14 protein-coding genes are annotated in these 13,808 nt (G+C 55.9%); 6 read left to right on the top strand and 8 right to left on the bottom strand.

Annotated elements, in window-relative coordinates; all coding sequences use genetic code 11:
* The first annotated feature begins 57 nt into the window (after positions 1–57).
* Positions 58–2,850 carry an Rne/Rng family ribonuclease gene (locus KO486_RS10030; RefSeq protein ID WP_216037091.1) on the top strand — a complete coding sequence of 931 codons (2,793 nt, stop codon included), beginning with the start codon at positions 58–60 and terminating at the stop codon, positions 2,848–2,850.
* Positions 2,851–2,917: 67 nt separating this feature from the next.
* On the opposite strand, the gene KO486_RS10025 is transcribed toward KO486_RS10030, so the two are convergent.
* The gene (locus tag KO486_RS10025) at positions 2,918–3,136 is read right to left on the bottom strand and encodes a sulfurtransferase TusA family protein (protein ID WP_216037090.1); all 219 of its coding nucleotides are present in this window, start codon (positions 3,134–3,136) and stop codon (positions 2,918–2,920) included.
* A 132-nt stretch (positions 3,137–3,268) separates the two neighbouring features.
* Here KO486_RS10025 and KO486_RS10020 point away from each other — a divergent pair, with 132 nt between their 5' ends.
* From KO486_RS10020 to KO486_RS10000, 5 genes are all read left to right on the top strand, one after another.
* The gene (locus KO486_RS10020) at positions 3,269–4,024 is read left to right on the top strand and encodes a cytochrome c biogenesis protein CcdA (RefSeq protein WP_216037089.1); all 756 of its coding nucleotides are present in this window, start codon (positions 3,269–3,271) and stop codon (positions 4,022–4,024) included.
* 50 nt (positions 4,025–4,074) lie between these two features.
* The gene (locus tag KO486_RS10015) at positions 4,075–4,752 is read left to right on the top strand and encodes a hypothetical protein (RefSeq protein WP_216037088.1); all 678 of its coding nucleotides are present in this window, start codon (positions 4,075–4,077) and stop codon (positions 4,750–4,752) included.
* A gap of 61 nt (positions 4,753–4,813) precedes the next feature.
* Positions 4,814–6,139, top strand: a complete 1,326-nt coding sequence (locus tag KO486_RS10010; protein WP_216037087.1) for a hypothetical protein — start codon at positions 4,814–4,816, stop codon at positions 6,137–6,139.
* Positions 6,108–7,451 carry a cytochrome P450 gene (locus KO486_RS10005; protein ID WP_216037086.1) on the top strand — a complete coding sequence of 448 codons (1,344 nt, stop codon included), beginning with the start codon at positions 6,108–6,110 and terminating at the stop codon, positions 7,449–7,451. The genes KO486_RS10010 and KO486_RS10005 overlap by 32 nt, the downstream gene beginning before the upstream one ends.
* 309 nt (positions 7,452–7,760) lie before the next feature.
* Entirely contained in the window at positions 7,761–8,009 is a 249-nt protein-coding gene (locus KO486_RS10000; RefSeq protein WP_216037085.1) for a hypothetical protein, read from the top strand.
* On the opposite strand, the gene KO486_RS09995 is transcribed toward KO486_RS10000, so the two are convergent.
* The 7 genes from KO486_RS09995 to KO486_RS09965 form a co-directional block, all read right to left on the bottom strand.
* Complete coding sequence (locus KO486_RS09995) at positions 7,997–8,218, bottom strand: ribbon-helix-helix domain-containing protein (RefSeq protein ID WP_216037084.1); 222 nt, start codon at positions 8,216–8,218, stop codon at positions 7,997–7,999. The genes KO486_RS10000 and KO486_RS09995 overlap by 13 nt on opposite strands.
* On the bottom strand, positions 8,215–8,394 hold the full coding sequence (locus tag KO486_RS09990) for a DUF4169 family protein (RefSeq protein ID WP_216037083.1): 180 nt from the start codon (positions 8,392–8,394) through the stop codon (positions 8,215–8,217). The genes KO486_RS09995 and KO486_RS09990 overlap by 4 nt, the downstream gene beginning before the upstream one ends.
* A gap of 21 nt (positions 8,395–8,415) precedes the next feature.
* Positions 8,416–9,807, bottom strand: coding sequence for a class II fumarate hydratase (gene fumC / locus KO486_RS09985; protein ID WP_216037082.1), 1,392 nt, complete (start codon positions 9,805–9,807; stop codon positions 8,416–8,418).
* 86 nt (positions 9,808–9,893) lie between these two features.
* On the bottom strand, positions 9,894–10,415 hold the full coding sequence (locus tag KO486_RS09980; protein ID WP_216037081.1) for a ClpXP protease specificity-enhancing factor SspB: 522 nt from the start codon (positions 10,413–10,415) through the stop codon (positions 9,894–9,896).
* Positions 10,416–10,488: 73 nt separating this feature from the next.
* Positions 10,489–11,727 (bottom strand): chromate efflux transporter, encoded by a 1,239-nt coding sequence (gene chrA, locus KO486_RS09975; RefSeq protein WP_216037080.1) that lies wholly within the window; start codon positions 11,725–11,727, stop codon positions 10,489–10,491.
* A complete protein-coding gene (locus KO486_RS09970; protein ID WP_216037079.1) occupies positions 11,724–12,521 on the bottom strand; it encodes a chromate resistance protein ChrB domain-containing protein in 798 nt (265 codons plus the stop codon). Before KO486_RS09970 ends, chrA begins: the two co-directional genes overlap by 4 nt.
* Positions 12,522–12,626: 105 nt before the next feature.
* Positions 12,627–13,790: a cytochrome P450 gene (locus tag KO486_RS09965; RefSeq protein WP_216037078.1), complete on the bottom strand. Its 1,164-nt coding sequence runs from the start codon at positions 13,788–13,790 to the stop codon at positions 12,627–12,629.
* Between the last annotated feature and the right edge of the window lie 18 nt (positions 13,791–13,808).

Here is a 13,808-nt window from a genome sequence, read left to right as displayed (position 1 = left end):
GATGCCCCCCGAGTTAACCTCTGGGGCACCACCGTGCCGTGCGTGGAACAGGAATATATGGCTAAGAAAATGCTTATCGACGCCACCCACGCGGAAGAAACCCGCGTTGTGGTGGTTGACGGAAACAAGGTCGAGGAATTCGACTTTGAAACCCAATCTCGCCGCCAGCTTGCCGGCAACATCTATCTCGCAAAAGTAACACGGGTCGAACCATCGCTTCAGGCAGCGTTTGTTGACTATGGCGGCAACCGCCACGGTTTCCTTGCGTTCAACGAAATCCACCCTGATTACTATCAGATTCCGGTTGCTGACCGCGAAGCCCTGATGGCTGAAGAAAAAGCCTACGCCGAAGCCATGAAAGCAGAGGCTGAGGCCGAAGCGGAAAAGCCAAAGCGTTCGCGCCGTCGTCGCAAGCCCAAAGCGGCCGAGGTCGAAACCGAAACGCAAGATGCAGTCGCAACAGCAGAACCGGCTGACGCTGATCCAGCTTTGGCGGAAGAAGACGTCGTGTCTGGTGACATCGCAGGCATGGAAACCATCGACATTGATCCTGAAGAGGGATCGTCGCCAATGGAAACTGTGGCTGAGACGCCAGTTGAAGAGCCCGCTGACGATGATGACAGCGATGATGATGACGACACTGGCCCAGATGCGACTGCCAAAGATGATTCCATCGAAAGCGTTGCAGATGAAGACGAACGTGCTGATGTTCGCCCAGTCCGCAAGCCACGCCCTAAGCGCTACAAGATCCAAGAAGTTATCAAGGTTCGCCAAATTCTGTTGATCCAAGTGGTCAAAGAAGAACGCGGCAACAAGGGCGCGGCCTTAACAACATACCTGTCTTTGGCGGGGCGTTACTGCGTTCTGATGCCAAACACCGCACGTGGTGGTGGCATCTCCCGCAAGATCACCAATGCCGCTGACCGCAAGAAACTCAAAGCGATTGCCAATGAAATGCTGGTGCCAGAAGGCGCAGGCCTGATCATCCGCACCGCAGGCAGCCAGCGCACCAAGACCGAGATCAAGCGCGACTACGAATACTTGCAGCGCCTTTGGGAACAGATCCGCGAGTTGACGCTGAAATCCTCCGCTCCGGCGCAGATCTACGAAGAAGGCAACCTGATCAAACGTTCGATCCGCGACCTTTATTCTAAAGAGATCGACGAAGTGATCGTTGAGGGCGAAACGGGCTACCGCACCGCCAAAGACTTCATGAAAATGATCATGCCGTCCCACGCCAAGAACGTGAAACACTACCAAGAACAGATGCCGCTTTATGCGCGCCATCAGGTCGAAAGCTACCTCAGCGGTATGTTCAACCCGACTGTGCAACTGCCCTCAGGTGGTTACATCGTGATCGGCATCACCGAAGCGCTTGTTGCGATCGATGTGAACTCTGGCCGTGCGACCAAAGAAGGCAGCATCGAGCAGACAGCGACCAAGACCAACCTTGAAGCCGCCGCCGAAGTTGCACGCCAACTTCGCCTGCGTGACTTGGCAGGTCTGATCGTGATCGACTTCATCGACATGGACGAGCGTAAGAACAACGCTGCCGTCGAAAAAATGATGAAGGACAAGCTCAAGACGGATCGCGCCCGCATTCAGGTCGGTCGGATTTCCGGCTTTGGTTTGATGGAAATGTCGCGTCAGCGTCTGCGTCCAGGCATGTTGGAAAGCACCACACAGGAATGCCCACATTGCCACGGCACAGGGCTTTTGCGCTCTGATGACAACGTCGCTTTGGGAATTCTGCGCCAGCTCGAAGAAGAGGGCGTGCGCGGTCGGTCCAAAGAAGTGTTGGTGAAAGCACCTATCGCGATTGCCAACTACCTGATGAACCAGAAACGCGAACATATCGCGCAGATCGAAGCCCGTTATGGGCTGTCGGTTCGGATCGAATGTGATCCGCATCTGGTCTCGCCTGACTTCGCGCTTGAGAAATTCAAGACAGCGACACGGGTCGTTGAAGTCACAGCACCTGCGGTGATTTCATCTGAAATGGCGGTTCTGGCTGATGTCGATGAGGCAGAAGAGGACGCCGAAGGTCAGGAAACTAAAGAAACCGAAAGCACCTTCGATGGGGATAGCGAGCAGCCGACCAAACGCCGCCGTCGTCGTCGTCGCCGCCGTCGTGGTGGCGCAGGAAACGCCGAAAACGCCGAGGCCAATGGCGAGGAGAACACAGCAAACGGTGAAGACGCTGTAGCTGCGGATGCTGTAGCTGCGGAAGCCGCACCTGAGGGTGAGGTAATGGAAGCTGCCCCTGTGGCGGAAGACGCGCCAAAGCCTAAGCGTAAGCGCACACGCCGCAAGAAGACGGATGACGATGCCCCGAAAGAAGCAGCAACGGCGGAAGAGGGCGCTGAGGCACCTGCTGAAACTGCGCCAGAGGCAGAGGTGCCCGCGGATGCACCAGTTGAAAAGCCAAAGCGCACTCGTACGCGCCGTAAAACGGTCGCCGACACACCAGCCGAAGATGCCACAACAGCTGAGGCAGAAGCGAAAGCGGACGCTCCGGCCGAAGAAAAGGCACCTGCTGAAAAGCCAAAGCGCACACGGGCCCGTAAAAAGCCTGCTGCTGCAGCGGCTGTGGAGGGTGACGTTGTGGCCGAAAAGCCAGAGGTCAGCGAAGCTGTAAAAGAGGTGGAAGCCCCTAAAGAGGCGGAAGCCCCTAAAGAAGTCAGCGAAGCACCTGCGGAAAAGCCCGAGCCCGTCGCGACCGAAAAGCCAAAGCGCCGCCGCAAGACGACGTCAAAGGTTACACCTGATCCTGTGCCTGCACCCGAAGAGGCCGCAGCAGAGGGCGATAAGCCTAAGAAACGTGGCTGGTGGTCACTGGGCGGACGTTAATCTGTCAGGTGAGTATGGTGCCTTAAGGCATTGAAATAAAACGCCGCCCCAGATTGGGGTGGCGTTTTTATTTGCGCTCAATGATGTAGATTTGAAAGTCGTCCTCATCACTCTGAGACAGCAGTTCATGGCCGGATTCAGCGCAGAAATGCGGGATGTCGATGACCGCGATTGGGTCGTCGGCCCAGATGGTCAGTTGCGTTCCTACGTTCAGTCCTCGCAACACCTTAGCCAGCCGCAATACGGGCAGCGGGCACATCAATCCTCTGGCGTCCAATACTTCCATACTCAAGATGTGCCGTGGAGAAGCACGAATGTCCATCTCGCTGAAACATCGATGACGGCTTTGAAATACATTCAAACGTGGATGTGACATTTGGTGTCGTGACGCGGTTCACTGGTCGCGCTAAGAGGAGGCATGTTTGAGACAGAAACCTTCCTCGCCGCATCGCTCTTGCCAGCCCTGATGATCGCCTTTTCGGCGGGCATCTTGTCGTTCCTCAGTCCATGCGTCTTGCCGATCGTGCCGCCGTACCTTGCCTATATGGGCGGTGTCAGCGTCACCGACATGGAAGGCGATAAGGCAGCCCGCAGACGCGCCGTTGTGGCGGCGCTGTTCTTTGTGTTGGGCCTGTCGACGGTGTTTTTGATCCTGGGGGCGGGGGCATCTGCCCTTGGTCGCATGTTGGCGTCTTATCGCCCCTACATGGAGATCGCGGCAGGGATCGTTGTGATTATCTTTGGTTTGCACTTCATCGGGCTATTTCGGTTGAAATTCCTTGATCGTGAAATGCGGGTAGAAGCAGGGGACCAAGGCGGGTCTGCCTTTGGGGCTTACTTCCTTGGCCTCGCGTTTGCTTTTGGCTGGACGCCGTGCCTTGGCCCGATCCTCAGCGCGATCCTCAGCCTTGCCGGGAGCCAAGCTGACGTTGGCAAAGGCGTTGTTTTGCTTGGCGTTTATGCCATGGGCCTTGGCGTGCCGTTTCTTTTGGTTGCTGCCTTCTTCCCGCAGATGAAACGTCCAATGGCATGGATGAAACGCAACATGGGTATGATTGAAAAGACGTCAGGGGTTTTGTTGATCGCGGTCGGTTTGGCGATGGCGACAGGGTTCCTTTCGGTCTTTGCATTCTGGTTGCTCGAAGCATTTCCTGTGCTGCAAATTTTCGGCTGACGTCGCTGCCTTTACCCCCTAAGTTCAGCCCAAATAGTAGGGGTATGGCGATGCGATTTCTTTTAGGTTTAGGTTTCAGCTTTATGGCGAGCGTCGCAACGGCGTGTCCGCTGATGACGCATACTGGGTACGTGTCGCCGTCGGTGATGGTTAACTCGGTTAAGATATGCAGCGACGAAGGCGTTGATTTTAACGCAGGCCCTTCAGGTGGAGACGCGATTTTTCGACGTGTCATTGTGTCAGGGTGGTCCGCCGAAGCTGTCCAGCTCGGGCTAGAGGCCGGTGGAAATCCGAACATCCAAAGTCGCCACGGTTCGCCTGCCTTTGTCGATCTGGTGAATTTCGCAGATCAAGACAGCGAGCCTGTCGTGGTGGAAATTCTTGAGGTGTTGGGGGCAGCTGGCGCAAATTTTTCTACACCTGATAACAATGGCGATTTGGCCTTGTCCAAGGCCGCAGGCGGTGGAGAGTTGGATACCGTGCGTGTTTTGCTTCGGTGGCGCGCTGACCCGAATGGGCTCAACACCTATAACCGCTCGCCATTGTTTGAGACGGTGTTCGGGCGCTGTTCGCCCGATGTTGGCCGAATGTTGATCCAGAATGGCGCTCGCATTGACGTCATGCCGCAAGACCAGATCGAGCGGATGTTCGTTGAGGCGGCCGAGACCTGCACCAATAGGCAGGGGCGAGCTTACGTTCGTGAGCTTGAAACGCTGGACGGCCGTTAAGGTTTTCTTATTTCTGCCCGAATTTTCGGTATAGTAGCCGCAAACCAGAGGCAGAAGAGCAATGGAACAGTCAGAGCAATCAGTCGAAAACCGTCAGGTTAAGCGTCGGCGTGTGTTTTACATTCCAGGCTATGATCCGATCCACCCGCGCCGCTACCGCGAGTTGTATCGCACTGAATCGACCGCTCAGGCCGAAATTTCAGGCTATGATATCGGCATTGCCCCCAAACAAGGCGAAAACTACGGTTGGCGTGTTGAATCCCGTATGGATGGCCAGTCCGTTGATGCCGAAGTTGAGGTATTGGTCTGGTCTGACATCGTGCGCGATTCCATGGCGTCTTCAATCCCTGCAACCTATCTGCAACTCGTGCGCACAGCGTGGACCTACATCACTACAGGCGCTTTGCGCCGGTTGATGTGGCTGCGCAAGGGGCCGGTGATTGCGGCGCTCTATCCGGTTGGCATGCTGATCTTACAGTTCTTGTTGGCGCTTCTTGCGGGATACGTTGCCGCCCGCGTGTTGGGATGGGCGTTGGATTTGATAGGCGGAGCGATGATGTTTTTGCTCGGAGAGGCTGACGATCTGGATTTTACGATATTCGCCTCGGGCAAAAAGGTGGTGATGTTCATTCTTGCAGCTTGGGTGATCGGCTACGTCTTACGAGCGTTCAAAGCGAAAGACGGCAAGTTTTTCGCCTATTACCTGATGCATGATTACGCTTATTCCGCACAATGGAAAGGCGCCAACCCACCTGAATTAGAAGACCGGATGGCTGTTTTTCGCGCTGTGATTGGTGACGCCTTGAAAAGTGACATTGATGAGGTTCTTGTTGTCGGCCATTCGTCGGGGGCACATCTGGCGGTGTCGATCCTTGCGGATCTGATCCGCGAAGGCGGCGTGCCCAAGACGGGCCCTGCGCTAGGGTTCTTGAGCCTCGGACAGGTGGTGCCGATGATGAGCTTCCTACCCAAGGCCGACCGTCTGAGGGCTGACCTGCACTTTCTCTCCACGCGCAATGAATTGGCTTGGATCGATGTTACAGCCCCCGGTGACGGCTGTGCATTTGCGCTGTGCGATCCTGTTGCGGTGTCTGGCGTGGCACCTGAAGGGCATAAATGGCCGTTGGTGATATCTGCCGCCTTTACTCAAACTCTCAGCCCTGAACGTTGGAAAGAGCTGCGGTGGAAGTTCTTTCGCCTGCATTTCCAGTATCTGTGTGCCTTTGATCAGGTGGGGGACTACGACTATTTCCGCATCACGGCTGGGCCGATAACACTCGGTGATCGGTTCCGCGACCGCGCGCCGTCCAAATCGCGCATTGACGTTGCGGCCTCCAAGTTTACGAGTATGTCTCATGATCCCGCCGAAGCCCCCGTCGCGTCCTGAGAAAGTATCGCTTTGGCGGTATTTGAAACTGTTCCGGCAGGACATCCTGTCGGCGCAACCTGCAAAGCTTTATCGTGCGTGGATGGCGGAGTTTAAGACGCCGTTCTTTCGTAGTTATTTGGCCAACGATCCCGAACTGGTGAAACGCGTCCTAAAGGATCGCCCCGACGATTTCCCAAAGTCTGATCGCATTGGCGCAGGGTTGCGACCCTTGCTTGGCAATTCGGTGTTCCTGACCAATGGAGAGGCTTGGAAACGCCAACGCCGCATCATTGATCCTGCGTTTGAGGGCGGTCGCCTGCGCGAGATCTATCCAGCAATGTACGCCGCAGGAGAAGCCGCCGTGACCCGAATGGCAGCCAACACAGGCGTTCAGGACATTGAACCCGAAACCAGCCACGCTGCCGCAGACGTTATTTTTCGCACTTTGTTTTCGATCCCGATTGAAGACGAAACCGCAACGGCCGTGTTCGAGAAATTCCGTGACCACCAGCGCACGCAGCCGATCCTGAACCTCGCGGCGTTCATTCCCGGGCCGCGCTGGATGCCGCATTTCTTTAAGCGGGCTACTAAGGATACCGCTGCCGATATCCGTGGCCTTATCACCGGACTGACTGAGCGCCGCATGGTCGAGATCGACGCAGGCACAGCGCCCGATGATCTGGCGACCAAGATCATGACGACCGCCGATCCCGAAACAGGCGAGACCTTTAGCACTGACGAAATGGTCGATCAGGTCGCGATCTTTTTTCTGGCAGGGCACGAGACCTCGGCCTCTGCGCTGGCGTGGACGTTTTATTTGATGGCGATGTTCCCTGAGTGGCAGGACAAGGTTGCGGCAGAAGCACAGGACGTGTCAGCGGATTTCGCAAGCGTGTCAAAGCTGCGCACGTCCCGTGATGTGTTCCGAGAGGCCCTGCGGCTTTATCCCCCCGTTCCGATGATGGTGCGTGAAACGACCTGTCCCGAGACCATGCGTGGACGCGATGCGCCCAAAGGTAGCCAAATCGTTCTTAGCCCGTGGCATCTGCACCGCCACGAACGGCTGTGGGATAAGCCTGACGACTTCGACCCAACACGATGGGGCACAGAGAATGGCAAAACATGCCAGCGGGACGCCTATATCCCGTTTTCCGCCGGACCACGGGTTTGTACGGGGGCTGGGTTTGCCATGATCGAAGGAGCCTTGTTGCTTTCAATGCTTGTGCGACGGTTCAAGTTTGAGCTTACGGATCGCACGCCGGTTCCCGTGGCACATTTGACGGTTCGATCAAAGGATGGAATCTGGCTAAAGGTCACGGAACGCGGCTGACTCTCGTTAACGAGAATCGCTTTATCGTTGAACGTTTCGATCGTAATCCTCGCGCAGGTTCAAGATTGTTCTGCTTTTAAGAACGCGTGTGATGGTGGAAACTTTGACTGGGGCAAAAGTTTGACACATTTGGTTTTAAACTAATTGTTTTATTTCAGCGACTTACGTTCTTTGTTTCCTCGAGTAGGGCAGAATGTGTCCAATTTGCCCTATTTCAGGCGGGCCCCAATTTAGTTAATAATGTGTTGTGGGGGCTTCAAAAGGATCATTTCGATGATGATTGCGAAGCCAAAAAATATATCTTCGTTCATGCCTTTGGGTGTCGTGAACGCGATGCGTTCGTATTTTACGCAGTCTGATGCCGTCGATTATTCTGCGTCGGAGCTTGTGGTGCGGACCGCATCCACAGTTTCGACACCTGATCGGGAAAGATCTGGCGACAGAGCGCGCTATGAACGTTTGCTTGAAAAAGAGCTCGATCAGCAGCATTTGACCGCGGTTGAGCGCGAAGATACCGAGATGCTGAGCCGCGTGCGCGCTGCTCTCTATGAGGAGTGATCCTTTAGGGTGTTCAACACGAACACCCTGATTGCTGAGGCAAGGCCCACATCGCCGCGGGCCTCGTCTATCTCAATTGCCAACCCGTTGAGCGTTTGATCGCGGGCACTGGCAATGCGGCGAAACTCTTCCCAAAACTCCGGTTCCAAAGAAACACTCGTGCGGTGTCCGCGTAGGGTGAGGCTGTGTTTGACGGGGCGGGTGCTCATTCGTCTTCGAATTTTTGCTGATCTAGGTGCCGCTGAAGCGCTGTCTCTCGGGCGGCTTCGGCCAATCTTTCGGCCTTAGTCCGCCCGAATTTGCGTGCGTTTTGGTCAGCCTCAAGCTTTTTCGCTGTCAGATTGCGATCTTTGCGGAATTTGTTGAGGTTGACGATTTCAGTCACTGCCACGCTCCTTTGGTGCGATCATTTCGGGCCGATCATGTCTTCTGGGCGCACAACGCGGTCGAATGTTTCTTCGTCAACGAAACCCAATGCAACGGCTTCTTCACGCAGTGTCGTGCCGTTTTTGTGGGCCGTTTTCGCGACCTTGGTTGCGTTGTCGTAACCGATTTCGGGGGCCAATGCTGTGACCAGCATCAGGGATTCTTTCATCAGCTTGTCAATGCGGGCCTCGTTGGCCTGTGTGCCTGCCAGCATACGATCCGTAAAGCTGTCGGTGACGTCGCCAAGCAACTGCATAGATTGCAGAAGGTTGTAGGACATCATCGGGTTATAAACGTTCAGCTCAAAATGACCCTGTGAGCCAGCAAAGCCGATCGCCGCGTCGTTGCCCATGATGTGCGCGCATACCTGCGTCATGGCTTCGGCCTGTGTCGGGTTCACTTTGCCCGGCATGATGGAGGAACCAGGCTCGTTTTCTGGCAGGATCAATTCACCCAGACCAGAGCGCGGGCCAGAGCCCAAGAAGCGCATGTCGTTGGCGATTTTATAGCAGGCCATTGCGGTCGTTTTGATCGCGCCGGACATGAAGACCATCGCATCGTGCGCTGCAAGTGCTTCGAATTTGTTCGGCGCAGTCACGAAGGGCAGGCCCGTAATGTCAGCCATGTGGCCCGCAACAGTTGTGTCCCAACCTTTGTCGGTGTTCAGACCTGTGCCAACGGCTGTGCCGCCTTGTGCCAGTTCATAGATGCCGGGCAGGGCCATCTTAATGCGTTCGATCCCGTTGCGGATCTGTTTGGCGTAGCCCGAGAATTCCTGACCCAATGTCAGCGGTGTGGCGTCTTGGGTGTGGGTGCGACCAATTTTGATGATGTCTTTGAACTGCTCGGCTTTGCTTTCCAGCTCGGCTGCGAACTTTTCCAAACCCGGAAGCATCACGTCACGCGCTGTCATTGCGGCGGCGATGTGCATGGCGGTGGGGAAGGTGTCGTTGGACGACTGGCCCATGTTGCAGTGATCGTTCGGGTGAACTGGTTCTTTAGAGCCGATCACGCCGCCGAGGATTTCAATCGCACGGTTTGATATCACTTCGTTGGAGTTCATGTTGGACTGAGTGCCAGACCCCGTCTGCCAAACAACCAGCGGGAAGTGGTCGTCAAGCTTGCCGTCAATCACTTCGCCTGCGGCCTCGATCATGGCATCCGCTAGTTTCGCGTCCAGTTTGCCAGATGCCTTGTTGGCCATTGCACAGGCTTGCTTGATCACACCAAGGGCGCGCACGATCGCAACTGGCTGTTTTTCCCAACCGATCGGAAAGTTCATCAAGGAACGCTGCGTTTGCGCACCCCAGTAACGGTCGGACTGAACTTCAAGTGGGCCAAAGCTGTCGGTTTCTGTGCGTGTATCGGTCATGGTGCGTCCTTGCAGAATTGTCAGTATACGGTTGTATGCCGTTTATCGCCACGCGCGGCGCGGAGCAACTGCGCAATCGCCGCAGGTTATTTCCGGAATTTATCCAAGCTGACGACTTCGGCGTCCTGATGGGGTTTGTCTTCTGGTTCGGCCATGACTTCCATCGGGGCTTCCGGGGCGTCGTCTTGATCGCCGTCATCGTCGTCTTCTTCTTGCGACTCAAACCGAAGGCCGAATTCAACAGAAGGATCAACGAAGGTTTTGATGGCGTCATAAGGCACATAAAGAGGTTCAGGCGCGTCACCAAAGGACAGTGTGATCGAGAACCCTTGGTCCGTCACCTCAAGGCTGTCGTATTGGTGCTGGATCACGATTGTCATCTCACCCGGGTAGCGGTCAGACAGCCAATCGGCGATCTCGACGTCGGGGTGCATGGTGTCAAAGGTGATGAAGAAATGGTGATTGCCCGGCAATCCCTTGTCTGCAACATCGGTCAAAACCTCAAGGATCAGCCCGCGCATCGCTTTGTGCATCAGGTTGCCGTAATCGATGGTTTGGTTTGGGTCAGACACGGGCAGCGTTCTCCGAAGTAAATCCGCCTTTAGCATACGAGATTCGGGAGAGGATTAAAGGGGCGGATTGACCTTTCGGTAAGTTAGGCCGCCCCTTTATGAGATGTGGTCAAATTGCTGCCGAAAATGCGATGCCTGCAGCGGCCATGACTGCAAGCGTCGGGATCATGGGGAGCTTGCGTTTTAAGAGCAACAAGGCGGCGAGGGCGGTGAGGGCGAAAGCTGCCACGTTGAAGGATGACCAGTCAGGGGACAGGGTTCTTAAAAGCCCTGTAGAGGTGTCGACTTGGTCAAACATCACATGGGCAGCAAACCAAACAGACAGGTTGGCGATTACGCCTACGACCGCTGCCGTAATCGCCGCCAGTCCCGCACGAATACGGGGGTATCCGTCCAGCCAGTCGATGAGCGGAGCGCCCGCAAAGATCCAGATAAAGCAGGGGACGAAGGTGACCCAGAGTGTCATCACACCCGCCAACAGACCCAGTGGCCAACCTGACTGTGCAATCCCTGCCGTTATCCCAACGAACTCAGTGACCAAAATCAGCGGACCAGGGGTGGTTTCTGCAAGACCCAAGGCGTCTATCATTTGTGCCGTGCTAAGCCAGCCGTGATCGGTCACCACCGCTTGGGTCATATAGGCAAGGACGGCGTAAGCGCCGCCAAATGTCACCAGCGCGAGTTTTGAGAAGAACAGCCCGAGCGCCAGCAGGAACGTTGCACCCGCTGCCCATGCCGCCAGCAAAGGTAACCCCCATAGAACCCCGCCAATAGCGATAGGGGTGATGGAGCGGCGCCATGGCAGTGCTGTCTTGATTGTGCTGTGATCCGAACAGGTCAGCGCGCCATACCCCGCAGCCAGTACGATCACCAAAGGAAACGGCAGGTTAAACAAGAACAGCGCAAGGAACGCGAGAACTGCGATAATACGATGGTCGCGCCGTTCCAACGCACGGCCGAGTAGTTTCAGGATGGCCTGCACAACGATGATGATGACCGCCGCTTTGATACCGAGGAATGCCGCCTGAATAAGCGGCAAGGCCCCGAAAGAGGCGTAGGCGAAGGCCAGCACAGCGATCAACAAAGCCCCGGGCAGGATGAAGAGCCCTCCGGCGATGAGGCCCCCACGCATGCCGTTTAGCTTCCAGCCCGCGTAGGTTGCCAGTTGCATGGCCTCTGGGCCGGGCAGCATCATGCAAAATGATAGTGCCTTCAGGAAGTCGTCTTGCGACAGAAGCGGGCGATCATCGACCAGTTCTTTTTGCATGAGGGCGATTTGGGCCGCTGGTCCCCCAAAGGACAAACAGCCGATGCGCCCAAAAACGCGCAACATCTCTGCGGTGTTCATGGGGCGTCCTGCAGGCTGGCGTGGGTTTCCGCCACTCCGTCACGGGCCCAACGATAGAGGGCATCGTAAAGCGGCATGGCGGCATCCAGCTGTGCGTGATCGTCGCGTTGCATGCGCGACAGACCCACGGACATTGCCAAAAGCCCCGCCGCTTGCGGGGTGTCGTCGCTGCCCGTGTCTGCGGCGCGGATGACTTCTGATAGGCGGTTCAAGGCTTCGGTCCGTAAACCAAACAGATCAAGCATCGCATCAAATGTGCAGTGATCGCCTTTGTGGGTCAGGGGGACGTCTGGAATATCAAAGGGCGTGGCCGTGTAGCGGTCTGCGACTCCGGTCACCCATTCGGGGCTGACGAACATGAATTCGGCGTCAGCATCCACAAAACGGCGGATCAGCCACGGGCAAGCGATGCGGTCAATCTTCGGACGGTGACGTGTGACGAATAGGTTGGTTTCGGGCAGGGCGGCAAAAGGAATGCGCGGTGCGCCCGGTTCATCACGCCAACCATACATGCCGCCTTGTAAATATTGCGCATCAATGCCGAGGCCTCGCAGGCGCGATGTGAGGCCTTGGCTCAGCTTGATCCCGCGTTGGCAGGTAATGATGCAAGCTCGCCTATCAAGGCGAATGATCAGCCCTTCAAGATCAGTGTGCGGGTGGCGAAATGATCCGGGGATCAGAAACGGGTCTTCGGCAAAGTCAGGATCAATTGAAATATCGACGATCACGGGGCAATCGGGCGTGCCGATCAGGCGAAGCAGTTGTTTGCAGGTGATTTCGTTTGGGGCAGCCATAGCGCATGCTTCCTTTCGGTGAACATGCGAACCTTCGGCCTAAGCCTTACGGGGGTGTTCGCGGTGCGCCCCATACCCCGTTTGTGCCGTGGTCTAGGGCGAGGGTCAAGTCGTGACGCGCAATGCCTCTAATCCGTGGAAATGATAGGTGTCGCCATAAAGTGGCGCAGCTGAGAGGACCAAATCGGGACAACGATCAAACAACACCTTTAGTGCAACGCGCAGTTCCAGTCGTGCCAATGGGGCGCCGACACAGAAATGAATGCCGCCGCCAAAGGCAACATTGACCGGACCTTTGCGGGTTGGATCAAAGGTATCTGGGTTAGGGTAGGGTGCTGGATCACGATTGGCCGCCCCTAGAAGACATTTTACAGTGTCGCCTCGTTTAAAGGTATGACCGAACAGCTCACAATCCTCGATCACGTAACGATCAAACATATGCAAGGGCGGATCAAACCGCAGCGCTTCTTCTACCACGGCGTCATCTATCGTCTTGATGTCACGTTCCAGCAGAGTTTTCACCGCGTTGCCCATCGTATGCACCGTGGCTTCATGGCCCGCATTGAGCAAAAGAATACAGGTGGTGATAAGTTCATCTGTGCTGAGCTTTTCACCGCCTTCTTCTGCGGCAATCAGATGGGACATCAAATCATCTGCTGGGGCTTTGCGTTTCTCATCCACATAAGATCGCATGAACGCCACAAAGCTTTCGGTTGCGGCAATGGCACGATCTTCAACGGCGCGGGTGCGCCCAGAGACATACATGGCCACCATTGCATTGGACCACGCCAAAAGATCATCGGCCCGCGTCTCAGGAACCCCCAGCAGGCGGGCAATGATGATGACGGGCACAGTGCGGGCATAAGCGTCGAGCAGTTCAAATTCGTCGCTTGGAAAGGCGTCGATCAATTGATGGCACAGCGTTTCAATCTCTGGTTCCAGTTCGGCGATGCGGCGCGATGTAAACGCCCGCAGGACCAACCCACGCAACCTTGTGTGACGGGGCGGGTTCAGTTCCAGCATGGAGTGCGCTTCGACCGCATAAAACGGCGCGAGGTGTTCTGGAATGTCAGGCGCGAATTCGGCCGGGATTTCGCGGCCAAGGCGCTTGTCCTTCAGGCAGGCTGCAACAGCGGCGTGAGACACGGCACAGACCGCGCCATAGTCGTCCCAATAGAACAAATCGCCAAAGCTGCGCGCGCGATCATAGAACGCATAGGGGGTCTGAACAAAAGACGGGTCCGTCGGGGATTGGGATAAACGTTGCATATGGCGTTGATGGCGATG

It is taken from the genome of Octadecabacter sp. B2R22 (assembly GCF_018861045.1).
Lineage (GTDB): Bacteria > Pseudomonadota > Alphaproteobacteria > Rhodobacterales > Rhodobacteraceae > Octadecabacter.
Note: the sequence above shows the minus strand (reverse complement) of the source record. Positions and strands in the feature narration are given on the sequence as shown.